22 protein-coding genes are annotated in these 23,760 nt (G+C 37.6%); 9 read left to right on the forward strand and 13 right to left on the reverse strand.

The features are described from left to right. Positions 1-25: 25 nt before the first annotated feature. The 3 genes from RWU19_RS07380 to RWU19_RS07390 are packed head-to-tail and all read left to right on the forward strand — an operon-like array spanning position 26 to position 3,726. Positions 26-2,041, forward strand: coding sequence for a BglG family transcription antiterminator (locus RWU19_RS07380; protein ID WP_123837962.1), 2,016 nt, complete (start codon positions 26-28; stop codon positions 2,039-2,041). A 1-nt stretch (position 2,042) separates the two neighbouring features. Then, positions 2,043-2,327: a PTS sugar transporter subunit IIB gene (locus tag RWU19_RS07385; RefSeq protein ID WP_002309270.1), complete on the forward strand. Its 285-nt coding sequence runs from the start codon at positions 2,043-2,045 to the stop codon at positions 2,325-2,327. A 25-nt stretch (positions 2,328-2,352) separates the two neighbouring features. After that, the gene (locus RWU19_RS07390) at positions 2,353-3,726 is read left to right on the forward strand and encodes a PTS ascorbate transporter subunit IIC (RefSeq protein ID WP_002313768.1); all 1,374 of its coding nucleotides are present in this window, start codon (positions 2,353-2,355) and stop codon (positions 3,724-3,726) included. A gap of 82 nt (positions 3,727-3,808) precedes the next feature. On the opposite strand, the gene RWU19_RS07395 is transcribed toward RWU19_RS07390, so the two are convergent. Next, positions 3,809-5,824 carry a family 78 glycoside hydrolase catalytic domain gene (locus tag RWU19_RS07395; protein ID WP_123837963.1) on the reverse strand — a complete coding sequence of 672 codons (2,016 nt, stop codon included), beginning with the start codon at positions 5,822-5,824 and terminating at the stop codon, positions 3,809-3,811. 21 nt (positions 5,825-5,845) lie between these two features. Then, on the reverse strand, positions 5,846-7,060 hold the full coding sequence (locus RWU19_RS07400; protein WP_179189353.1) for an MFS transporter: 1,215 nt from the start codon (positions 7,058-7,060) through the stop codon (positions 5,846-5,848). 221 nt (positions 7,061-7,281) lie between these two features. On the opposite strand from RWU19_RS07400, the gene RWU19_RS07405 reads away from it, so the two are divergent. The 5 genes from RWU19_RS07405 (at position 7,282) to RWU19_RS07425 (ending at position 10,772) form a co-directional block, all read left to right on the forward strand. Next, positions 7,282-8,226: an AraC family transcriptional regulator gene (locus RWU19_RS07405; RefSeq protein WP_024635189.1), complete on the forward strand. Its 945-nt coding sequence runs from the start codon at positions 7,282-7,284 to the stop codon at positions 8,224-8,226. 564 nt (positions 8,227-8,790) lie between these two features. Beyond that, complete coding sequence (locus RWU19_RS07410) at positions 8,791-9,033, forward strand: hypothetical protein (protein ID WP_123837981.1); 243 nt, start codon at positions 8,791-8,793, stop codon at positions 9,031-9,033. Between the two features lie 70 nt (positions 9,034-9,103). Next, complete coding sequence (locus RWU19_RS07415; RefSeq protein ID WP_002309277.1) at positions 9,104-9,436, forward strand: hypothetical protein; 333 nt, start codon at positions 9,104-9,106, stop codon at positions 9,434-9,436. A gap of 25 nt (positions 9,437-9,461) precedes the next feature. Then, complete coding sequence (locus tag RWU19_RS07420) at positions 9,462-9,704, forward strand: hypothetical protein (protein WP_002329193.1); 243 nt, start codon at positions 9,462-9,464, stop codon at positions 9,702-9,704. 123 nt (positions 9,705-9,827) lie between these two features. Continuing rightward, entirely contained in the window at positions 9,828-10,772 is a 945-nt protein-coding gene (locus RWU19_RS07425; protein WP_002329192.1) for an L-lactate dehydrogenase, read from the forward strand. A gap of 659 nt (positions 10,773-11,431) precedes the next feature. Here the strand turns inward: RWU19_RS07425 and RWU19_RS07430 are convergent. The 11 genes from RWU19_RS07430 to RWU19_RS07480 form a co-directional block, all read right to left on the reverse strand. Beyond that, a complete protein-coding gene (locus RWU19_RS07430) occupies positions 11,432-11,830 on the reverse strand; it encodes a type II toxin-antitoxin system death-on-curing family toxin (RefSeq protein ID WP_123837964.1) in 399 nt (132 codons plus the stop codon). Beyond that, positions 11,827-12,063, reverse strand: a complete 237-nt coding sequence (locus tag RWU19_RS07435) for an AbrB/MazE/SpoVT family DNA-binding domain-containing protein (protein ID WP_002289715.1) — start codon at positions 12,061-12,063, stop codon at positions 11,827-11,829. Before RWU19_RS07435 ends, RWU19_RS07430 begins: the two co-directional genes overlap by 4 nt. A 152-nt stretch (positions 12,064-12,215) precedes the next feature. Beyond that, on the reverse strand, positions 12,216-12,500 hold the full coding sequence (locus RWU19_RS07440; protein WP_002313773.1) for a hypothetical protein: 285 nt from the start codon (positions 12,498-12,500) through the stop codon (positions 12,216-12,218). A gap of 170 nt (positions 12,501-12,670) precedes the next feature. Next, positions 12,671-14,899, reverse strand: coding sequence for a DNA topoisomerase III (gene topB, locus RWU19_RS07445; RefSeq protein WP_316002482.1), 2,229 nt, complete (start codon positions 14,897-14,899; stop codon positions 12,671-12,673). A 174-nt stretch (positions 14,900-15,073) separates the two neighbouring features. Further along, positions 15,074-15,484, reverse strand: a complete 411-nt coding sequence (locus RWU19_RS07450; protein WP_002339296.1) for a VOC family protein — start codon at positions 15,482-15,484, stop codon at positions 15,074-15,076. Positions 15,485-15,594: 110 nt separating this feature from the next. Then, positions 15,595-16,758 carry an LCP family protein gene (locus tag RWU19_RS07455; protein ID WP_123837966.1) on the reverse strand — a complete coding sequence of 388 codons (1,164 nt, stop codon included), beginning with the start codon at positions 16,756-16,758 and terminating at the stop codon, positions 15,595-15,597. A 177-nt stretch (positions 16,759-16,935) separates the two neighbouring features. Continuing rightward, entirely contained in the window at positions 16,936-17,790 is an 855-nt protein-coding gene (gene aroE, locus RWU19_RS07460) for a shikimate dehydrogenase (protein WP_316002483.1), read from the reverse strand. Between the two features lie 277 nt (positions 17,791-18,067). Continuing rightward, the gene (locus RWU19_RS07465) at positions 18,068-18,838 is read right to left on the reverse strand and encodes an ABC transporter ATP-binding protein (protein ID WP_002335710.1); all 771 of its coding nucleotides are present in this window, start codon (positions 18,836-18,838) and stop codon (positions 18,068-18,070) included. Between the two features lie 2 nt (positions 18,839-18,840). Next, a complete protein-coding gene (locus tag RWU19_RS07470) occupies positions 18,841-19,722 on the reverse strand; it encodes an ABC transporter permease (protein WP_002309295.1) in 882 nt (293 codons plus the stop codon). After that, entirely contained in the window at positions 19,719-20,768 is a 1,050-nt protein-coding gene (gene trpX / locus RWU19_RS07475) for a tryptophan ABC transporter substrate-binding protein (protein ID WP_123837968.1), read from the reverse strand. The genes RWU19_RS07470 and trpX overlap by 4 nt, the downstream gene beginning before the upstream one ends. A gap of 450 nt (positions 20,769-21,218) precedes the next feature. Beyond that, positions 21,219-21,842, reverse strand: a complete 624-nt coding sequence (locus tag RWU19_RS07480; protein WP_123837969.1) for a hypothetical protein — start codon at positions 21,840-21,842, stop codon at positions 21,219-21,221. A 188-nt stretch (positions 21,843-22,030) separates the two neighbouring features. Between RWU19_RS07480 and efbA the strand changes: the two genes are divergently transcribed. After that, on the forward strand, positions 22,031-23,737 hold the full coding sequence (efbA, locus tag RWU19_RS07485; RefSeq protein ID WP_123837970.1) for a fibronectin-binding protein EfbA: 1,707 nt from the start codon (positions 22,031-22,033) through the stop codon (positions 23,735-23,737). Positions 23,738-23,760 lie beyond the last annotated feature (23 nt).

The raw sequence follows: 23,760 nt of genomic DNA on the forward strand, positions 1-23,760 counted from the left end.
ATACAAATAGGAGGTGAACAGCGCTGTGAACTACAAAATTAGTTATCTCCTGAAAACACCCAGAGAAATCAGTCTAGAAAGAGCAGCCGAGATCATCGAAGTAAATATAGACGAGGCAATCAACCAACTAACTCCCTTTGCCGAATATATGGATGAGACCCATATCCATCTGAAAAAATTTCGAGCGATCGACTGGGCAGAAAAATACGTGAATATCACTCGCTTTGAAGCGGTGTACACCGAACAAGAGCGTAGAGATCTTCTTTATTTGATGGTCTATTCGAATAGCATACCTATTTCTGTATTTCATTTTCAAGACTTTCTTCAGGTTTCTAAAGGAACAGTCCTATCGGATATCAAAAAAGTAAGAAAAGAATTAGAAGGGGAAGAATGTCAGCTGACATATACTAGAAAAGCAGGCTTTAGGCTACTGGGGGCAGAAGTAATATTGAGAAAGGAAGCAAAAAATCGCACCGCTCGTTTAATGCAATCGCTTGCTGGAAGATTTGGTCTCACGTATTTAACCGCAATGCTTTCTCTTGATTGTTATGCAAAAGCTAGAGATTTGTTAGATAACACAATCTCTCTATCAGATCTACGCTTTGCACCCAATCGAATGGATGAGTTAGCGTATTATTTAAGTTTGACCACTAATCGAATGGGGAAAATATCTGTAGAAAAGGTAAAAGATGCTGAACTTTTAGCTTCTCTTGCGATCAATGACATCAGCCGACAAATATTGACTGGCTTAGGCTATTCCGAACATCTAGAGTCAGAGATTCTATTTCTCTCTCTTTGCTTAGCCTCCATTGTTGAAGGAGATATCCAGGAGCCTGCACTTGATTTTTTGCTGGAATGTTCTTCAGAAGTCATCCATCGCATGGAATTCCTGATGGCCGTAGAATTTGATTCATTTCGTGAATTATTGATGAATGTCTTTTATCACTTGGTACCTGCCTATTTTCGTATTTCTTATTCTTTTTACTTGCCTAATGTGATGATTGATCAAATCAAACATCAATATGCTTCCATCTATGAAATGACAAGAAAAGCATTGCGTCCGTTAGAAAAACGGATAGGGAAGAGCATCCCTGAAGAAGAGGTTGGTTTTTTCACTATACTATTCGGCGGAGAAATAAGAAAAGTAGATGAAGAAGAAAGAAACAGAAAAATAAGAGCCGTGATCGTCTGTCCAAGTGGCATTAGCTCTTCATTGATCTTAAAAAGCGAACTTCAGCAATTATTCCCGATGATCCTTTTTACAGAGACCAATTCAGCTGATCGCTTGCACGAGGTTGATGAAACTTCTTACGATATCGTTTTTTCTACTGTGCCTCTCGCGCTTACGAATAAGAAAAAGTCACTGTATGTCCTACAACCAATCATGACTGACTTGGAAAAAAACCAGCTGATCAATCAAGTACAAAGAGATTGGCTGATACCAGGATTCTCCATGCCTTCTGCTCAAGAATTGCTAGCTGCGCTACTTCCATATATCGAATTAAAAGAAGGTGTAGATGAAGAAAAGCTCTATCAAGTCTTAAATCGTAAAATGAACAAACTTTTAGAAAAGAAGGAGGATCAACGTCCTATGCTATCTGAATTATTAACAGAAGAAATGATCCAATTATCCGATCAACCAAAAAAATGGCAAGAAGCAATCACACTTGCCGCACAACCGCTATTATTAAAGAATAAAATAGAGGAGAGTTATATCAAAGCGATGATTGAACGTGTGGAGCAGTATGGTGCGTTTATCCACATCGGCGACCACATCGCACTGCCGCATGCTCGTCCGGAAGACGGTGTAAACGAAGTAGGGATGTCTTTGCTGAAACTTCAACAGCCAGTTGATCTAATCGATGATCCTGCTCATCCCATCAGCTTATTTATCTGTTTAGCCGCTATCGATAACGAGGCACATCTTCGGGCGTTGGCAAATTTAACCAAGCTACTTTCTAATAAACAAAATCTTCAAGAACTATTACAAGCCTCAACAAAAGAAGAAATACTAGCAATCATAAAAAAGGGAGACGAATAACATGAAAATTTTTGCAGTGTGTCAAAGTGGATTAGGAACAAGTTTTATGGTAGAGATGAACATCAAACAAGCTCTTGCAGATCTTGGAGCAGATGTGGACGATTTCGAAGTAAGTCATACGGATGTTGGGAGTGTATCTAGCGATATGGCGGATTATTTCTTCATTGAACATTCTTTGAAAGATACACTTACTTCTATACCGGATGAAAAACTTGTGCCGTTGCAATCGATCATCGACAGTGATGAAGTAAAAGAAAAAGTAGAACAGATCTTGTCAAAAGAATAAAAATGATTCAAGGGAGGAAATATCAATGGATAAATTGTTGAATTTGTTTGTTTCAATCGTCAGTCAGCCCTCCATCCTCGTTTCTCTGATTGCACTGCTTGGGCTTGTTCTGCAAAAAAAGAAATTTTCAGAAGTGATCCAAGGAACCATCAAAACATTTGTCGGATTCTTAGTATTGATTGGCGGCGCTGGACTGATCAGTAATTCATTAACCCCTTTCGCTTCGATGTTCCAAACGGCTCTGCATACCCAAGGTGTAGTTCCAAGTAATGAAGCAGTAGTGGCGATTGCTTTACAACAATTCGGGACACCTACTGCCTTGATCATGCTAGTAGGGATGATCGTGAATATTCTACTTGCTCGATTCACAAGATATAAATTTATTTTTCTTACAGGTCAAGCGATGCTTTATGTTTCTTGTCTGACAGCAGTCATTTTAGTAAGCGCTGGATTTACTGCAAACGTGTGGATGATCTTATTAGGAGGGATTTTTGAAGGAACACTATTAACTATTACGCCCGCGCTTTGTCAACCATTCATGAAAAACATTACTGGGAACAACCAAGTTGCGCTGGGGCATACCGGCAATATCGGTTACGCGTCTAGCGGGTGGATCGGTAAGTTCTTTGGAAATAAAGACCGCTCTACGGAGGACATAAAGATTCCTAAAAGTTTCAGTTTTTTGCGAGATTCTACTGTATCGATCATGCTCTTGATGTCAATCGTATATGTCGCACTTGCCTTATTAGCAGGTCCTGGATTTGTTGAAAGAGAATTAAGCAATGGAGATAATGCTGTAATCTTTGCATTGATCCAAGCTGGAACATTTACAGCAGGGTTTGTTATCGTCCTTCAAGGGGTTCGGATGGTGTTGGCAGAAATCGTTCCAGCATTCCAAGGAATCGCAAAAAAACTTGTACCTGATTCTAAACCAGCGTTAGATGTCCCTATCGTTTTTCCATATGCACCTAATGCTGTATTGATTGGCTTTTTTGTCAGCTTCTTTGTAGGAACGCTATCGATGTTTGCCATGATAGGCTTGCAGACTACAGTCATCATCCCTGGAGTAGTCGGCCATTTCTTTTGCGGAGCTGCTTCTGGTGTTTTCGGCAACTCGACTGGCGGTAGAAGAGGGGCGGTATTAGGTTCTGCTTTCAATAGCTTATTGATTAGTTGGTTGCCATTATTTATCCTTCCGGTATTAGGAGATCTTAAAATCGCTTCTTCTACATTTGCCGATACTGATTATCTAGTACCAGGACTTGTACTTGGGAAACTAGGAGAATACGGTCAAATGGCATTGACAGTCGGAATCATCGCTTTCTTTTTACTTGTCGTATTATCTAGCTTTCTTTTTGCCGGAAAAAGAACAAACATTGTTTCTAAAGAACAGAATTAAGCAAGCTTCAAAATAAAAACTGCTTGGACAATATCAGAAGACGATCGAATGTTTTCTGATAGGTCGCAAGCAGTTTTTTGTTTTATGCATTTATTTTTGAATGGCTTGTTAAGACAAGTGGCTGTTTTGCTAGAAGAGGATAACTTTTACCATTCATTTTCACTGTTCCGCCTGTTCTATCAGAAGTAATCACGATCTTATCTTCTATTTTTTCAAGCGAAATCATTCCATCTTTGATAGGTAGCGTACAATTCAGTGTTTCAAATGAATCTAGATTAGGTTGTATCATAAATTCTTCATAACCTGGCTTTGTTGGATACAAACCGATAAAATAGCGTCCTAAAAGATAGATTGGGCTTGCTCCCCATGCATGGCATAAGCTTTTTCCATAAGGATCTCCATACATACTGTACTTTTCATTTCCTGTTTGAGTAGGGTCGTATTCTTCCCAGAAAGTTACCGCATCATGTGATAACATCCCTCCCCAATAATCAAGAATCGTTTGGTAGACGATTTCCGTCTGTCCTAGTTTGCATAAGGCATCTTGTTCATAGAATTTAAAATAGGGGGTAGTGATCTGTGTGATCGAGTCATTCAACAAGACATTCTTTAAAATCGATTGCTGTTGTTCTTTGTTAGCAAAATCGAATAAAACAGCGAAAATATTCGCATGACGCGTCACATTTCTTCTCCCAGATTCATAGCAATCGATAAAAGCGCCAAGTTCTTCATCCCAAAAGTAGTCAAATAGGTTTTGTTTCAATACCTGGTATTTTTCTTGATAGAGATCAGTAGGATAAATTTCAGCCTCTCCATATGTTTCAGCTAAGATATTTCCGCAAGTGATCATAGAGTGGTAGGCTTTCATTAATAGGACTTGTTCTGCAGCAAGCGTTCCTTCTTTATCCATTTCAGACCAATCAATAAAGATCCAATCTTTTTCTCTTCCATAAATAAACCCTAATTCATTCGTTTGTTCCATCAAGTACCCTATCAATGATTGCATCTTAGGATAGACAATACGTAAAAATTCGCAGTCTTTCGTCATCATATAGTGGTTTTCGATGCCAATCAGCCATAAGATCGAATAGTCGACAATCGTATTCATATGTTGCTTGATTTCATTTTGTCCTCTTAATGCGAATATCGTTCGCTTATTGATTTCCTCGTCAAAGAAAAGATATTGATTGATCATAAATGATTGATACGCATCTCCAGACCAAATCCAGCGGTCTCGTTTGATACCGTCGATAAAAAACAAATCACTACATAACTTGAAAGTTTCTTCTGATACTGACCAGATCTGATTCAATAAAGAAGAATCGCTTGAAAAAGTAGCTTGTTTCGAAAGAGATAAAAATTCATGAAAAACTTGAAGTTGAACCATTCCAGTAGAAACCTCCGGTATAAACAAATAGCGAAAAGCGCGTTTACGAGCTTTCATTTTTCTTGTCATTCCAATTTGTTTATAGTAACAATACTCGATATCCATAGCTTCTACATCGGACTCTCCATAACATAGAGTGATGGATTCGATAGGATCGTCCAGAGATATTAGTTCTACACAGCCATTCACTGCTCGTCCAAAATCGAATAAGACTCCTCCATTAACCTCCGTTTCAGTAACTGGATGGACACATTCTTTTTGATAATAGATTTGATTTGGATCTTTAGCGATATCGACATAGAGTGGACTCCAGCCAGCTGGGTATTCTTCAATAAAGTTGCTTGCTGTCCAGCCGATATCTGATTTTATTTCATCTCCCTCGATAAACATCGCTGGTAGCCCAGATGTATGTCCAACGAAGATCCGAATTTTTACTTTACCAGCCGGACAAGTCAGCCATTTTCCACATGGATGCTTTTGCCCATTAATTTCTACGTACCCAACTCCTTGGATCGTCACTTTGAACATAGAAGGATGATCAAGAAAGTAATATCTCTTAAACTTGACATTCCGATGACAATCATCCATGTACCAGTACGCCGGCCAGTCGAAACCTCGTTCTTCTCGTTGGAAATTTTGTAGCAGTCCATGGCGGATCTCAAAGTCTCCAGGATACCAAAGCCATCTATTTTGTGATTTTTCATTTGTCATTTTGCGCGACCTCCATCAAAATTATTTTGTTGTCAATTGTTCTTTTATTTCTTCATCTACTCTTATCACTGTCTTTCTATTCGTCCTGTATACCACTAGAACGCTAACAAGCGCGCTAATCAACAGCAAGATACTGCCATTAACGAAAACAGCAAGTGTCTTACTTCCAAGAGAAACAAAAGAGAGAAAAAGCAAACCATATGGTGCAATGAAAGTGCCTAAATTAGCGCCAACTAGTAAGATCGAAGTATTGAAACTCTCCGCATGCTTAGGCGCTTGGATACTCACTTGGTTGAATAAATAAGGAATGAATAACGAAAAAGAAATCCCAGTTAAAATCGCGCCAAATCCAATCACATACAGATTCATGGCACTGGCAATCAATACAAAGCCAATACCCATCAGTAGTAAAGAAAGAGTAAGCATATAACGATGTGCTTTTGCCTGAAGCCAGCCAAAACAAACTCCGGCGGCCATACTTGCCAACTGCATGATGGTCAAGATATTCGCTGCATTGGTTTCGTCTCCTAGAGAATAGGTCGTCAAGACTGTGGCTAATTTGATTGAGACAGCATTATATACCACGATGATCAGTAAGAGAAAAATACCATAACTAATCATTTTGGGATTTGTTTTGATTACTTGTCTTGCTGAAGCTGTGCCTTGTACTTGAATCTCAGTTGTTTCAGGTCTAGGAACAAACAAAACAAACAAGATTAAAATAGGTAAGCTGATGGCGTAGACTAAAAAAGTATATTGCCAGCCGAACTGTACTAGTTGTCCTGCAACAAATGTCATTAGAGCTGCACCAAATCCCTGAAATGCACTTTGAAAACCAATCATAGATGCACGTTCATCTCCGTGATAAAAGGCAGCAATCATGCTGACTGCCAAAGAATTGATCAATCCGAAGCCAATGCCTAGCCCAGCTCGTGAAGCTAAGACGATACTGTAACTTTGCGAGAAGAGGGGGAGGACACCACAAATCGATGCAATCACTAACCCGATGATCACAGTCTGTTTTTGTCCGATTCTCCTAGCAATAAAACTACTAAACAAAACGAAAATAGTGACCATAAAAGATGGAGCAGTCGTTAATAATTCAACAGCAGATAAAGAACGCGTGGCATAAGTAGCTGACATACTGGGAATCGCTGATGTGACCGCACCAGCAGAAGTCAAAATAAGAGAGACTGACAGTAGAGAAAATTTCATCATTTTTTTATTCATACACATATCCCTTTCACTTTTTTGTAAGCGCTTATCAAAAATATAGTATGAAGTAGCTCTTCACTCAATAGCGGAACCACAGGAAATTCATGTCCCAACCATAGAAAGTCTTTGTGAAAACCAAAATAGCTTTGCATATAATTGCAGTACAGCGTAAACTAATAAGCGAAAGAAACTGCTTACAAGAAGGAGGAAGTCAATTGGAACTAGCTGAATTAGACACTTTTTTGCGTAATGAAGAATCAATCGAAACTCTGCAGCGTGAACAAGGAAAGAATGTCAATGACTTAAACTTAGCTTATCATCTTCAGACACCACCAAAAATCCACCGAGGAGATTTATTTCAAAACGGAAATATTCATATCAGTAAACACCGTCGATATGCGGAAGTTCCTGAGCATACACATGATTTTGTTGAAATCAATTATATGTATAGCGGAAGATGTTCACAGGTCATCAATGGAGAAAGAGTGGATATGGAAGAAAGTGACGTGGTAATCATTGATAAAGAAGCTACTCAAAGAATTGAATACACAGGTCAAGAGGATATTTTAATCAACATCTTATTAAAGGAAGAGACCTTATCTACAGAAATATTGAACCATTTGGCAAGCACCAATAATCTGCTTTCTTCTTTTTTGATCAATGCGGCAAAAGAAAAGGGAGAACATACGCAATTCATTCATTTTCATGGCGGAAAAGCGAGTCGTTTGACGCATTTGATTGAAAATATGCTGTTGATTTATTTTGATACATACAGTCATAAAATCCGTTCACTAAACCTATATATATCACTACTACTAATCGAATTGACTCATTTATTAGAACAGCAAACCTTTTCGTCAGCAGATGGATACGCAGAAAACGAGATGCTTGGTATATTGGATTATATCGATAAGCATTTTACTTCTTGTACGTTAAAAGAAACAGCGGCTCATTTTGGCTACAATCCGGTCTACCTTAGTAATAAATTGAAAATGTATTTTGATGCTTCTTTTCAAGAATTGGTTCTACAAAAAAAATTTGACTTTGCATTGGAATTGATTCAAGAAACGAGTTTTTCGTTGGAAGAGATTGCTAATCGCATCGGATATAAACAAACCACTTCTTTATTCAAATTATTCAAAAAGTATTCAACATGTACACCCAATGAATGGAGAAACACCCGATAAGAAGAACAGTCTGACATGTAAAAAACAGGTAAGACTATTCAAAGTCTTAACCGCGTATTAACTAAACTCAATCAAGAGAAGAAGGAAAAAGTTGATGGCACCATATAGGAGATAAGTTGCTATAAATAGATGTTTTAGTAGTGGCTGTTTCCACTTGTGCCTTCTCTTCATTTGATAAATACTCACTAGTAAGCATACAGTGATGATAGATACGCTGATCTTTCTAACTTGGAAGATTAGCGTCCATAGATGGGAATCCATTGTTAATTGGACACGTGGCAGAAAAAAATAGAGGACACTCAAAAAGACATACTTTATCCAAGATGAACCATTGGACTTATTCTTCATAATATTCACTCATTTCAATAGGTTAGTCAGACAGATAGACTTTTGTTTGGTACATATCATAAGGTATATCCGATACTAGTGTACTCATTTCTTATCTTCCAATAAACATATAGAAGGAACAGTTTTTTCATAAACAAGAAAAAGCAGTTCCTTTTTTAAACTTCTTTTATTGTATCCTTTAGATAATGTGATTGAAGAAGGGAGGAGGAGATGAAAATGATAAAGGCTTGGTTAAGTGGTTTAGCTGCTTACAGCGTTGTTGGACAAACTGATTTATTTTCCGCGTTCGCTATGTACTTGTCTAAGTATCGTTTTGTGTTATTAGGTGCTCTTTTTTTCGTGATTCTATTTACTGTTCTGTTGAGCAAAAAGATGTCCGCAAGTTCAAGTACGAAGAGTAACGCACCTGGTAATAAGGGTTTTCAGAAGCAGCAGCAATATAAAAACTATCGTAAGTGATATTTTCTATCTCTTTAAAGAAATCAAAGGATGATACGGCAACTATTTACTATTTACAATGAGGTGAAGCATGGGAAATTTTGCATTTATCATAACTTTTTTAAGCGAATTTGCTGTCTTAGCACAAAATGAAGGAACTGGTATTTTTGCCACCTTCGTTGCTATGTATCTCATCCGATACGGATTGTCCACGTTTTTTGCCGTCTATCTGTTCATTTTTATCGTCAAACAGTTCTATGAATATCTAAAAGGCACCAGTATACGAAAAAACAAACGCCGATTTAAAAGACAGTTAGCTGCATCCTATAAAATACAAAAGAAAACGATCCAAGAAAATTACGAAAAAGGATTGACTGATACGGACAAAGTAAAGAAAAACGTTTATAACAAAACAAAACTTTAGATGGGACAATGAGGGAGCAGAGCAAATGGATATAGGAATTTCAATCGTAAATGAAGGGATATTGATTTTAGGTGCGATTGGCTTTTTATTATGGTTAATTATTTTTGGCTTGGTTTTATTTTCAGTTCTAAAGCGTACAAGGAAAAAGTATAGCTTTGATAAAGGTGGAGCTAAAGTAGCTCCATTAGTGATAGCGTTAGTACTTTTAGTTGTGTTGGCAGGGTACATGGGTGTAATCGTTTATCAGTTATCTGTTGTACGTATTTAGGAATTCGTTTCCATCAAAAATTATAATAACAACTATTATAATTAACATATTGATAAAATGAATAAACAAGACTATAATTTCCATGAAAGTAACAAATAGTTATGAAAAAGGAGCTGTTTATTCATGAAAAAAACAAGTCGTAAAGTAGTAATCGTCGGTACAGGTTTTGTTGGAACAAGTATCGCTTATGCAATGATCAACCAAGGAATCTCTAATGAATTAGTCTTGATCGATGTGAACCAAGAAAAAGCAGAAGGGGAAGCACTGGATCTTTTAGATGGTATGGCTTGGGGCGATGAAAACGTTGCTGTATGGTCAGGCGGTTATGAAGAATGTAAAGATGCAGATATCGTTGTTATCACAGCTGGTATCAACCAAAAACCTGGCCAATCTCGTTTAGATTTAGTTAAGACAAATGCGTCAATCATGCGCCAAATCGTCAAAGAAATCATGGGATCAGGATTCGACGGAATTATCGTTGTTGCTTCAAATCCAGTAGATATTTTGACATATATCGCTTGGAACGAGTCAGGCCTGCCAACATCACGTGTTATCGGTACTGGTACAACATTGGATACAACTCGTTTCCGTAAAGAAATCGCATTGAAATTAAAAGTAGACCCACGTAGCGTTCACGGCTATATCTTAGGTGAACATGGTGATTCAGAAGTTGCTGCATGGTCACATACAACTGTTGGTGGTAAACCAGTTTTTGAAATTGTAGAAAAAGATCATCGTATCGCAAAAGACGAATTAGATGTAATTGCTGATAAAGTTCGTAATGCTGCTTATGAGATCATTGATCGTAAAAAAGCAACTTATTATGGTATTGGTATGAGTACTGCACGTATCGTAAAAGCTATCTTGAATAACGAACAAGCTGTATTGCCTGTATCTGCTTACTTAACTGGTGAATACAACGAAAAAGATATCTTTACAGGTGTGCCATCAATCGTTGACGAAAATGGTGTTCGTGAAGTTGTTGAATTGTCCATCAACGAAGAAGAAAAAGCAATGTTCAGCAAATCAACAAGTGCTTTAAGAGAAGTATTGAACACTGTATTATAAGAAATAATGAGTAAGAACTAAAAAATCAAAACCTGCTTAACAGATATTTCAGCTGTTAAGCAGGTTTTTTATTGATATCTATAGGTAAGCAAATAAACAGAATGATTATGATCGATTCGGTCGAAAATGATCCATAAGTATGAAATGTAATCTGCTGATTAAATAATCGAATCGATATCAATGACAACTAAAACTTAAGTAAATGATTTATCTATGTGATTAAAAATCCTTCAGTGATGGCAAACATAAATACAGTGAGTCGTAATCTGATTAACTGTATAAAGAAAATGGTTTTTATCATTTAATTAAACGCTGAAAAAGTAAGAAAAACTGCAAAATTTTTTTATAATTTTGCACAAGTAGATTTTGATGGAAAAATGACGATTTTTAATAAAAAACCGTTCGAGAGAGGCTTATTATTTTTTAAAACTACTTTGTATAATATATATTATGTAAACTAAAATATATAAAAAATCAAACTACTAGTTCTAAACCACTATTTCCTACTATTCACACTTTTGTATTCCTTTTAAATCAATTATTTCAAAATTAATCCATATTTTTATGAAAAAACTATTTTGTATAAACAACCATACAAAAAATCAGCATATTCTTTAATGACATGCTGATCTAATTGAGAAATAAAGTTTTTAATTCGTTCATTTTATTGCGGTTTGTCGTAAATAATTGGTTATCTTGGACTTTAGTGAATCGAAATCCAATGAACTAGTGGTAATCAATATGATAAAATCAACAGCTTCTTGACGAGAAAAAGCAACTGAACAATTATTCAATTGAAGAAACAACAGCATGGCAACAAGAGCAGTTCGTTTATTACCATTATGAAAAGGATGTTTTTTAGCTAAATTAATTGCTAAAATTGCTGCTTTTTCATAGACTTCGGGATAGAGTTCTTGATTAAATACTGCTTGTGAAGGCTGTTTAACAGCCATATCTAATGCATTGGCATCTTTTACACCAATCATTTCGCCTGGTGAGTAACGTAAAATAACTTTTGCGTTGATTTTGATAATTTCTTTAGTCGAAAGATACCTCATAAATCAACCAAATCTTTTAACGCGTCTTCATATTGATTCATGATCGAATCAACTAATGAATCAATATCAGGTTCTTCTTGTGCTTTGATCATTCGTACAGAACCATCAGATTGAAAAACATAACTGATTGCGTCACCCGTCTGCACACCCATGAATTCTTTTACTTCTGGTGGGATAGTTGTTACATCGCTATTGCCGGATTTTCTAATTTTATACTTTTTCATTTTTTTCATATTTCGCCACCCTCTATACCGTTCTATAGTAAGTACATTATATCCAAGTATATACATTTAATCAATGTATATACTATTGATTTGCTTTTTCTTACGAAAAAATGGTAAAGAAAAAGTTTGTGACATGACTTTTGTCACAAACTCTCGTATTCTTAACCAAAATATTGATGGAATACTTGCGTAATAACTGGTAGGAAATAAATAATGATCATAGCCCCTACCACCATCAATAATTGTTTACGCTGTTTCTTTCGCTTCAGCATGCTTGTCGTTTTATGAAAAAAATAAGTAGCGCTTTTAGCTCCTGCAGTCAAAGTCGATAAAATCAACGTTGGTGAATATGCTGTTTGATTGTGCGTCAATGACAACAACTTCGTCCCGTAATCAGGATACTTTAGAAATGCTTGGTACACAGCCACAATCGTGATTGCTCCCATAAGATAATTTAAAAATGAATGCACTTTTTTCAAATAAAAAAACTCCTTGCTATCTATATAAAATCAGCCTACCCTAACATTTTTGCTTGATTGACTGATATTTTTTAGTTTTATTGGTATTTATATTCTCACTTTTCGGAATAAATATTCTGCTATTTCATTGTTTTCATTTACTCTACTTCGTTTTCATTATTTTTTCTTGATGTTTCTTTGTTTCCATCAACTGCTTTTGTTCCGCTGTTTTCGATCCATGGAAAAGAAAAACCGATCGTCATATCTTCTTTTAATACTAAAACTGCATCGAATTTCCCTTTTTTACCAGTAAAACCTTTGACAACTTTACTTGTCTTTCCTTTTGAAAACAAATCTCTGAGATTTGTTTTAGTCAGCTTCTTTTTAGCTACTGTTGGCCACAATTTGAAGTCACATTCTGGGTTCAAGCATGTAGCGATTTTAGGATAAAGCATGACTATCCCTTTTTTACATTTTGGACATCTTCCTAATTGATCGTTTTTCTTCTCCATCGCTTTTATCTGGCGTGTTCCGCTGATCTCATCTGAGAAATCTACCTTATCGATTTGATTAGGTACTTCTGCCAATAAATGTAAGATGAATTTTTTGATGTTTTCTAAAAAAACAGATGGCGTCCCTTCTTGGTTACCAATTTTTCTCAAGTATCCTTCCCAGCGTGCAGTCATTTCTGCACTTGTCAGCAATGCTTCATTAGCTACTGCCTTACAAAGAGTGATTCCTTTTGGCGTAACGATTATTTCGTTTTTATTGACTTCGATGTAATGTTTCTGCTTAAGATTTTCAATGATATTGGCCCGCGTAGCTTCGGTCCCTATTCCTTCTACTTCTTTGAGGATTTCTTGCGCTTCATCATTATCCAGCGTTTTTCCCGCAGTTTTCATTGCTGTGATTAAGGTTCCTTCGGTATAGGGTTTCGGAGGTTGTGTTTCTTTCTCCATACTTTTCAGCTCTACTTCTGCTTCTTCATTTTCTACGATAGGAGGAAGAGTCTGAGCTTCTTTCTTTTTTGACTTGATGCGCAAGATTTCCTGCCACCCTTGTTGTAATGGGATCTTTCCGATACTTTTTAGCTTTAATTGCTGTACACCGGTCATTACAGTCGTCTCTTCATAAATATAATCTGCGGCAAACATAGCCACAGTGGTACGTAAGACTTGCAAATAGATTGCTTGCTGTAATTTAGATAGCTTCGCAAAGCGTGCAGGAGTCGGAATCGTCTTTGTCGGAATGATTGCGTGATGTTCTTGAACTTTTTTCGCATCGACATACCGTTTCTTTGCTCTGATCTCAGTTGTCTGTACTTCTTCTATTCCTAAAAACTTTTTATAGTTTTGCAGATGTTTAACCAGATACTGATGCTCATTTTCTGTGATGTAAAAGGAATCCGTTCTTGGATAGCTTAGAAATTTGCTTTCATACAATCCTTGAGCAGCATCAAGTGTGGCTTTAGCACTTGCTTTCATTAGCTGATTCATCTTTGTCTGCAAACTAGATAGCGAAAATAAACGTGGGCTATGCAACCTCTTTTCCTTTTTCGTAACTTCAAGAATCCTTCCGTTTTGCTTACCTAAATGTGCTCCGAATTTCTCTATTTCCTTCGTTAACTCTTCTTGTGTTTTAAATGCTTTTTTTGGTACGATTTTTCCTGAAAACTGTCCTTTGTTTGTCGTAATTAAACCTTCTCCTTCAAAGTACGTTTCTTTTTTGAAGTGTTTGATTTCTTCTTGCAGCTGATAAATCATGTAGAGTGTCGGCGTTTGTACACGACCAAGAGAAAAACTACCATCAATCCCTTTTCGTTGAAGCAGTAAGCTATATAATGGGCTTCCGTTCATTCCAATCAGCCAATCAGCATTCTGCCTTGCTTGCGCTTCTTTATATTTTGGAAAATAGTTCTTTCCAGGTTGGAGATTCTTAAAACCTTCATATATTGCTTCTTTTTCAAGAGAATTGATCCATAAACGTAAATAGTTCTTTTCCTTAGAAAATGCGTTTGCTTGTCGAATAATCGACCACGCGATGGCTTCACCTTCTCGATCACCATCTGTTGCAATAATAATGGTATCGGCTGACTGTAACTCTCGCTTTACGATCGAAAATTGCGCACGTTTGTCCCTTGGAACTTCGTAACGGAAGGTTTCTGGGAAAATAGGCAAATTTTCTAACGACCATTTTGCCCAACGCTCTTCATAAGCTCCTGGAGCAACCATATCTACCAAATGTCCAAAACCATAAGTGATGGTTACTTCACCAGCAAACAATGGATCGCTGATTTCATAATACCCTTCATGCCGCTTTCGCTGTTGGAAGGTTTCGGCATAGGCTTTTGCTTGTGAAGGTTTTTCAGCTAGTATCACCGTCTTCATCTTCTGACCTCCGTTACTTGATTTTTTGCGGACTTCTCTATTATGGAACATATTTTCGCATCTGGCAATAAAAAAAAGATACCGTATAGTCGAAACAGGCACAAAAAACATCAAGCAAACAAACGATGTTCCGTTTACTGCTTGATGTTTCTAGAAAATATTCATCTTTAGCTGTCACTCTTGGTTAATCTGCCAGTTGATGCCAAATCGATCAGTTACCATCCCATACAATTGAGCCCACGGAACAGTATCCAGCGGCATCTCAATCTTACCACCCTCAGCTAAGCTTTCAAATAGACGCTTCGTTTCTTCTTCATTTCTTGTTTGGATGACTAAAGAAACATTATTTCCAACAATCAATTCAGGACCGATTCCTTCTGGCGTATCTGCAAACATAACTAATGTATCATAAATGTTCAACCGTGCATTCGTGATTAGATTTTTTGCTTCTTCTGGCAAGTTCATTTGTTCTATTCCAGGCATTTCACCGTATGTGGTGATACCTGATGCTTCAGTCTCAAAAACTTTTTCATAAAATGCGATGGCTTCACGAGACTCATTTTTGAAGTTCAGATAGATATCCAATGAAAACAGCTCCTTTCTTGGTTATAATCTACCATAAGAAAGCGTTTTTTACGAGTGAATCGTTTGATTGATTCATGACAAAAGCCTTGTCTTCTTGATCTTTTTTATGATCATTTATTCAAAAAATCTGTAATAGCAGCTTGATTCATTTGATTATCAATTTCAAGAATACTGCCAGCATAATCACTTTGCCCATAATTCCACGAACCGTCTACTGGCACACTTAACCGATCAATGCCGCCAGCTCCTCGTGCAATCGAAAAGAGGTTTTTCGTCAAGAACCAAGCAGTGACATCTGTGGATGTATACCCTAAAGCTTTACCAGCTGCATAAGGTGCACGGATCAGATTCAATGGATTCTTCAATTGGCTGAAAATAGCGTTCATTACTTGCTGTTGGCGTCTGACACGGCCAAAGTCTCCTTCTTCATCCATTCGGAAACGTGCATATTGCAAAAGAACATGTCCATCCATCTTCTGGACCCCTTTTTTAATATCTACACCATCCAGATTCAGATCTTTTTCTGCATCGATCTTCACTCCGTTCATGAATAAGGCATCGATCACTTTTTCAAACGATTTGAAATCGACTTTCGCATAGTATTGACAATTGATTCCAAAATTTTCTACTAAAGTCTGACGCACTAGATCGGCTCCTCCGTATGCATAAGCTGAATTGATCTTATTTTGTCCTACCCCTGGGATCGTAACGAAGCTATCACGCATAAAAGAAATCAGTTTCGGCTTATGGGAAGGGCCATCCAACTGTAAGACCATGATCGTATCGGCTCGCCCGGCATCTTCTCCGCGTGTATCACTTCCAAGGATCAAAATATTATGCGCACCATTCGTCGCTTTTTGCCCATGAAAGGTTTCTGAAGTCGCTGCCTCTAAGCTTGTGTCATGTTCAGCTACATATTTACCAATAAAAAATGAGATACCTGAATAAAGGATCAAAACAAGCAAAATCGATAGAATGATTTTTTTCCACGATCGCTTTCTTCGAGGTTTCAACGGTTTGTTCTTCTTTTGCCGATTGAAAAATTTTTTATTTTTTTGTTGTTCTTCTGCTCTTGGTGCATCTCTATATATCTGTTGTTCGTGTTGGTTCAAATGTTCAAATGAATGCTGCTCTCTTTCATAAATACGGGTAGCATCTTCCTCATTTTCCATACGCGTTCGTTTTCGTTCTCTTCTAGCAAAAATACTCCCCGTATCCCGCTTCAGAGGTTTCGCCTTCTTATGGATGTCCTTATAGCGATCCATCCGACTCATTGTGGTTCCTCCTCGTTTCTTACTGATAAATAAAGGATACGATAACCAATCGACAAAAGCCTATCATTTTTTGATAATTTAATAAAAAATAACGAAATAAATGCTTCGATACATAAAGAATTACTTTTCTTGAGACCGTTTATGCGAGAATAAAAAATCTTTATCTATTATCCTTTTTTAATCAAACAGCTTTTCAATCACATGGATCGGCATCTTTTCCTTTGTCCATAATTCAAACGCGATTGCTCCTTGGTAGATCAACATGCCAAGTCCATTGTATCCTTTTGCTCCTACTTTTTTTGCTTCTTTTAATAAACGTGTTTCTCTAGGTGCATAAATCAAATCAAAAACCGCTAGATTCTCATGCATCATGTTTATATCTAAGAGCGGTGACTGATCGATTTTCTTGCCCATCCCGATATCTGTTGCATTCACTAGAAGGCAGCTTTCTTTCAAGTCTTTTCTTAATTGATCCGTATCGGCAAAGTCACGAACTTTTACCTTACAAGAAGTTCGATAGCTGAGTTGTTCGAATGTTTCTTTTACTTGAGCGAATGTTTGGTTGTTTCGTTTATAAACTACGATTTCCTTAGCGCCGTCTAACGCCGCTTGAACAGTGACTGCCTTTGCTGCACCTCCAGCGCCCAGTAGAGTCATTTTTTTCTTTTTGGCCGAAATCCCAGCTACTTGCACAGATTGCATGAAGCCCGCACCATCGGTATTATAGCCAATCAAACGACCCTTTTCGTGCACGATCGTATTCACTGCTCCGATCAATTGTGCTTCCTGGCTTACCTCATCCAGATAAGGAATAACCGCTGTTTTATTCGGCATCGAAAGGTTTACACCTAACATATCAAAAGTTCGAATACTTTCGACTGCTTGCTTTAAATTCATTGGGTTTACTTTGAAAGCTAAATATACCGCATCGATGTTGTTTGCTTCAAAAGCAGTATTGTGCATCAATGGAGATAAACTGTGAGAAGCCGGATCAGCAAAGAGCCCAGCTAATTTGGTTTTTCCAGAAATCATCTTATTCCTCCTTTGTTCTTGCTTCAATAAAAAAAGCCACTTAGCGTTTGATACGAAAAAGTACGAAACGTCTAGGTGGAAAGTAGCAAATTCTTTTCTCATCGTTTACTTGTCAGAGCAAAGAATATTCTATTTAATTGTTAAAATCATTGACTACGTGATCCTACAAAACACCCAAATATGTTCAATTGCTTATTGTTTTAAGTATAGGATGAATCAAAGGAAGATGTCAATGAGTTTTCAAGTTCTTCTACTGAAAGGGATTTTTCTGTCGAAATCAATCCACTACTTCTTCAAAGAACTGCAAAAGGTCGCTCATTGTCAAATGTTGCTTTTCTTTTTCAGAAAGATCCTGAACGATTTTTCCTTTTTGGAGTACGATCAGACGATTTCCGTATTTCAAGGCGTCTTCCATTCGATGCGTGATCATGAGACAAGTCAATTTTTGTTCATTGATCCGCTGATTTGTTAACTGCATTAATGCTTTAGCTGTTTTAGGATCTAAAGCGGCAGTATGTTCATCTAATAACAGTAGTTCAGGAGCCGTGATCGTCGCCATCAGCAAACTTAATGCTTGCCGTTGACCGCCAGATAATTCCCCTGCTGGAGTATCCAAATGTTGTTCTAGGCCATTACCGACTTCTTGACATAGTCTGAAAAAATCTTCTTTTTGATTTTTCAAGTTACGTAAACGGAATTTCCGCTTTTGTCCTCTTTTTTGTGCAAGCAGCAGATTTTCTGCTACAGTCATCCGGGGTGCCGTTCCCATCTTAGGGTCTTGGAAAACCCGAGAAAGAAATCGTGCTCTTTTTTCTTCTGAATCTTTTGTGATCAGCTGATCTTTAAAAGAGATCGATCCTTGACTGAGTTGAAGCGTACCAGCAATCGTATTGAACAATGTGCTTTTTCCAGCACCATTCCCTCCAAGGACAGTGATGAAGTCCCCTTCTCTGATTGTAAGGTTGATTTCATCCAATAGCACTTTCTCTTCATTCATTCCATTGTTTACGACTTTTCTGCCGTTTTTGATTGTCAATATATCTGTCATTACTAGGCCTCCTTCTCAAAACCCGTTTTTAAGTTCAGTGCTTTCTTCAATTGCGGGATCATCAGACAAATAGCTAAGATGATAGCGGAGAACAACTTCAGATAAGTCGTGTCAAACCCTAGTTTGATTACTACTAAGATCAATAGCTGATAAATGATACTGCCGACAACAATAGCAATCAATCTTTCTGCTAGCGTCAATTCTTGGAAAATCACTTCACCGATGATGATGGAAGCAAGACCGATGACGATCACGCCAATCCCTTTATTTACATCTGCATATCCGTCATTCTGGGCAATCAGCGCACCGGATAACGCAATGACACCGTTAGACAAAGTCAAACCTAAAATTTTCATACGATCGGTTTTTATCCCTAACGACCGAGCCATCGTTTCGTTGTCTCCTGTCGCAATATAGCCTTGACCTAAATCTGTATTGAAGAAGAATAGCAGTACAGCAATCAAGATGCCCAAAGAGATGAAGCCAAGAAGGACTGTGTCAAAGTAATCCGGTAACCCAAAGCGATGGAAGCTGTCTTGTAGAATCGGATGATTCAATAAAGAAAGATTTGGTGTTCGCATCACAAACAAAATAACTGAGTTCAATCCTGACATCACTAAAATCCCTGCTAGAATAACCGGTATCTTTCCTTTTGTATAAAGTAACCCTGTAATGAGTCCTGCTACCATACCAGCGCCTACGCCCAATAACGTAGCTAAAATCGGCGCTACCCCATGAGTAATAGCTGTCACACAGACAGCAGCACCTAATGGGAAGGACCCTTCTGTCGTCATATCAGGAAAATCTAAGATCCGATAGGTCATGAAAATCCCTAATCCTAATATTGCCCAAAGCATGCCTTGTGAAATAGCTGATACGATCATTTGTCATCCTCCTTAGATGTTTCTTGTTGCGAGTCATCTGTAATGATTTTGGCTTTTTCTTTCATCGATTGGGGAATCGTGATTCCTAAGCGATTAGCCTGAGATTGATTGATCACTGTATCCCCTTGATCAAACGTATAAACAGGCGTCGTTTCCGGTTTTTCTTTTCCGCTCGCAAGTTCTGCCGCCATCTTACCGCTTTGAAGCCCTAATTGATATTGATTGATCCCGATTGTTGCTAGTCCGCCTTGTTCTACCATTGTATCAACAGAAGGAATGACGGGGATATTTGCTTTATTCGCTTCTTTCACCACTGTCTGCATAGCATTGGCAATCGTATTGTCTAATGGAACATAGATAAAATCGACTTGTCGGCTCATCACTTGAACCGTTTGTGCAATCTCGTTAGTGGAAGGCACCGCATATTTTACTGCTTCTAACCCTTCTTTTTTTGCAGCTTCTTCCGCTTGTGCTACTTGGTACTTTGAATTATCTTCCGAAGAAGCATACAAGATTCCGGCTTTTTTTGCATTTGGCAGCAAATCAGAAGCAAGCTTGATTTGTGAAGCAACAGGCGGCTGATCAGAAACACCTGTCACATTTCCACCAGGCTTCTCTAAAGAACCAACTAATCCAGCCCCCACAGGATCCGTTACAGCACCTAATACAACGGGGATGGACGAAGTCGTGTTTGCTAATGATTGAGCAGCAGGCGTTGCGATTCCGATCAAAACATCAGGATCGGATTGTACTAGTTGTTGACTCATTGTGGCTAGCTTGCTCTGATCGGCTTGTCCATTTTGAAATTTGATTTCAAGATTTTCTCCTTCTTTTAATCCTTCTTCTTTCAGGCCATCTTTGATCCCTCGATAAATCTCATCTAATGCCGGATGGCTCACATATTGCAATACCCCGACAACTGTTGTTTTCTTTGTCTGGTTCGTCGAAGTACTTTCTTTTTCGCCTGAGGCTTTTCCATAAATAAATGCACCTGCTAAATAAACTAAAATAATTACTACAACTGTTATTAAACGTTTGTTTTTCATTTTTTTCCTCCTGCAAAGTCAATCTTTTTATTTATTATAATCAGGCAAGTATCCAGTCTACAAAAAAAGACAATGGCCAAAACGGTCATTGTCTTTACACAAAAAACCGCATAGATAGGATCTATGCGGCAGTCAACGTTCATGTCTAGCATAGATACAAGCTTTAGAAATGCACTCTAAAAAGTTGTATCTATGGGAAAGTTTCACCATTAATACAACTTATCTACGCCAGCTGCGCCAATTTTTTTTGTTCTCTGCTGAAATACGTTTTGATAAGTTCATTACAGGTCACCCTTTCCTTAAGAATTGATTTAAGTCTAATCGAATTTTTGAATTTCGTCAACTATATTTTTCATTTTTTTTCATTTGTTATTTTGAAGATCAAACATCACTTGTTCTGATAATTAAAAATAGCACTATATAGAGCCACCATTTCATCACGCTAACGACTCAATTAGCAGTCTCGGCATTTGGGGAAGCTGTTCCTGTTCTATCCATTTCTTCTTCTAATTGTTTGATATTGGCTAACGGTAGTCGATTCAGCTCAGGGATCAACTCCTTATCAAAATCAGTTATTCCTCCCTTACCCGCAGTTATCCGATTTGCTTCTTTTCCTCCATCAAAGAAAATAAATGTCACTTCATCCGTTCGTATGTTATATTTTTGTTCCAGTTCATGTACATCATAAACGATCGGATAATAAAAGATCGGTCGATTCAATTCTTCCATAAGCTCAAGATCATTAAAGACATCCAGCACATCCTGATAGGTTTTCCCGTTCGGTTTGCTGAACATCACCGATATCGCTCGGCTTTGTTTGATTTTCTGATCCGCTTGGCTGTAAGCAAAAGGTTTTAATTTACTGGTTGGTATGGATGAATAAACGAGACTATTTACTTGCTCTTCTCGGATTTTTTCCGGCAACAAAAACATCGCAATTGTTAGCAGCAATGATAAGATGAGCAGAAACACAAGACGTCGAAAATACTTACTTGGATTTTCTGCGAATGACACTGAGAAATGATCATTCATTTCTTGTACTCTCGATTTAACTGCTTCCCAAATAACAAACACCTTCTTTTCTACTTTTTCTCCTATTTTTTATTATACCTAAAAATTTGGATTTCAACGATAGAAACACTGTTTTTTATGTAATTGGTCCAAGTTTTTCTAGACTTTTGCTTTACTATTCGGTCAAATTGGTTTTTCTTCTTTTTTTCGTTATAATGAATATACTTATGAAAAGAAATGAGGAATGAACCATGTCCTTTGATGGTGTATTTACCCATGCGATGGTCAACGAATTGCGTGAAACGTTACTATCTGGCCGGATCTCGAAAATCCATCAGCCTTATGAAAATGAAATCGTGCTGGTGATTCGTTCACGCGGCAAAAACCATCGATTATTATTATCTGCGCACCCTAGTTATGCTCGTGTACAGATTACCCAAATCGATTATCAGAATCCTGATAATCCACCTAACTTCGTGATGATGCTTCGAAAGTATTTGGATGGTGCTATTTTAGAAAACATCGAACAAATCGAAAACGATCGAGTGATCCATTTTCACTTTGCTAAGCGCAACGAGTTGGGCGATCTACAGAATATCATATTGATCGTTGAATTAATGGGACGTCATAGCACGATCGTCTTAGTTAATCAAGAAACTGGGAAAATATTGGACGCGATCAAACACATCGGAAGCTCACAAAACACTTATCGTTCTTTGCTTCCCGGCGTAGAATACATTGCTCCGCCAAAACAAGAGGTCTTGAATCCATTTAGCTCCGATAAAGAAAAAATCTTTCAGCGACTTTCCCAAACTGAACTAGAACCAAAAGCAATCCAACATCAGTTTCAGGGAATCGGTTTCGATACTGCTCAAGAGCTGACCAAGAGATTGCTTGAACGTCCTAATGAAAAAATGGTTGTTTGGGAAGAATTTTTCTCATCGATCATCAATCACCCTATTCCTACTTTTTACGAAACGACAAATAAAGATTTCTTTACGCCGATTGTTTATCAGGTATTTTCCGAACAAGCATCTGCTGTGACAACTTATCCAACACTCAGTCAATTATTAGATAGCTATTATCACGAAAAAGCGGAGAAAGATCGGGCAAAACAACAAGGCGGAGAACTGATCCGAAAAATCGAAAATGAACTAAAACGAAATAAAAATAAATTGAAAAAACGTGAACAAACACTCAAAGAATCCGAAAACGCTGAGAATTACCGTAGAGATGGCGAACTACTTACTACCTTTCTGACACAAGTACCACGTGGCGCAAAAGAAGTTGTTTTACCTAATTATTATGAAGAAGATCGGCCAATCAAAATAGCATTAGATCCGGCGCTGACGCCAAATCAAAATGCACAGAAATATTTCCATCGATACCAAAAGCTGAAGAACGCCGTTAAGTTGATCGGCGAACAAATCCAAGAAGCCAAAGATGAAATCCAATATCTTGAATCTGTCTTATCTCAACTGGAAATTGCCGGTCCGATGGATATCGAAGCAATCAAAGAAGAATTGACTGCTGAGGGCTATTTAAAAAAGAAGACACAGAAAAAACAAAAGAAAAAGAAACCATCTCAGCCTGATCAATACTTTTCTTCTGACGGAACGCTCATTCTTGTTGGTAAAAACAATCTTCAAAATGACCAGCTGACAATGAAAACAGCTAAGAAAACCGATTATTGGCTCCATGCAAAGAATATCCCTGGTTCGCACGTCATCATCAAAAGTGATCAGCCTTCAGATGAAACAATTACCGAAGCTGCCGAGTTAGCTGCCTATTTTTCAAAATACCGATACTCTGCCCAAGTACCAGTTGATCTTGTACAAGTGAAGCATATCCGCAAGCCAAATGGTGCCAAACCTGGTTACGTCATTTATGAAAATCAGAAAACAGTCATCGTGACACCAGAAGAAGAGAAAATTACAGCTATGAAACAAAACGGGTAATGAATGTATTTTCTTAGAATCAT

This window comes from Enterococcus sp. 2STP, from assembly GCF_032465635.1.
Lineage (GTDB): Bacteria > Bacillota > Bacilli > Lactobacillales > Enterococcaceae > Enterococcus_B > Enterococcus_B lactis.

Bases quoted from the DNA above. Each gene is read 5' to 3' on its own strand.
- RWU19_RS07385 (WP_002309270.1), top strand. From the start codon at position 2,043: ATGAAAATTTTTGCAGTGTGTCAAAGTGGATTAGGAACAAGTTTTATG.
- RWU19_RS07390 (WP_002313768.1), top strand. From the start codon at position 2,353: ATGGATAAATTGTTGAATTTGTTTGTTTCAATCGTCAGTCAGCCCTCC.
- RWU19_RS07395 (WP_123837963.1), bottom strand. From the start codon at position 5,824: ATGACAAATGAAAAATCACAAAATAGATGGCTTTGGTATCCTGGAGAC.
- RWU19_RS07400 (WP_179189353.1), bottom strand. From the start codon at position 7,060: ATGTGTATGAATAAAAAAATGATGAAATTTTCTCTACTGTCAGTCTCT.
- RWU19_RS07410 (WP_123837981.1), top strand. From the start codon at position 8,791: ATGATAAAGGCTTGGTTAAGTGGTTTAGCTGCTTACAGCGTTGTTGGA.
- RWU19_RS07415 (WP_002309277.1), top strand. From the start codon at position 9,104: ATGGGAAATTTTGCATTTATCATAACTTTTTTAAGCGAATTTGCTGTC.
- RWU19_RS07420 (WP_002329193.1), top strand. From the start codon at position 9,462: ATGGATATAGGAATTTCAATCGTAAATGAAGGGATATTGATTTTAGGT.
- RWU19_RS07425 (WP_002329192.1), top strand. From the start codon at position 9,828: ATGAAAAAAACAAGTCGTAAAGTAGTAATCGTCGGTACAGGTTTTGTT.
- RWU19_RS07430 (WP_123837964.1), bottom strand. From the start codon at position 11,830: ATGAGGTATCTTTCGACTAAAGAAATTATCAAAATCAACGCAAAAGTT.
- RWU19_RS07435 (WP_002289715.1), bottom strand. From the start codon at position 12,063: ATGAAAAAAATGAAAAAGTATAAAATTAGAAAATCCGGCAATAGCGAT.
- RWU19_RS07440 (WP_002313773.1), bottom strand. From the start codon at position 12,500: ATGGGAGCAATCACGATTGTGGCTGTGTACCAAGCATTTCTAAAGTAT.
- topB (WP_316002482.1), bottom strand. From the start codon at position 14,899: ATGAAGACGGTGATACTAGCTGAAAAACCTTCACAAGCAAAAGCCTAT.
- RWU19_RS07455 (WP_123837966.1), bottom strand. From the start codon at position 16,758: ATGAGTCGGATGGATCGCTATAAGGACATCCATAAGAAGGCGAAACCT.
- aroE (WP_316002483.1), bottom strand. From the start codon at position 17,790: ATGATTTCTGGAAAAACCAAATTAGCTGGGCTCTTTGCTGATCCGGCT.
- RWU19_RS07465 (WP_002335710.1), bottom strand. From the start codon at position 18,838: ATGACAGATATATTGACAATCAAAAACGGCAGAAAAGTCGTAAACAAT.
- RWU19_RS07470 (WP_002309295.1), bottom strand. From the start codon at position 19,722: ATGATCGTATCAGCTATTTCACAAGGCATGCTTTGGGCAATATTAGGA.
- trpX (WP_123837968.1), bottom strand. From the start codon at position 20,768: ATGAAAAACAAACGTTTAATAACAGTTGTAGTAATTATTTTAGTTTAT.
- efbA (WP_123837970.1), top strand. From the start codon at position 22,031: ATGTCCTTTGATGGTGTATTTACCCATGCGATGGTCAACGAATTGCGT.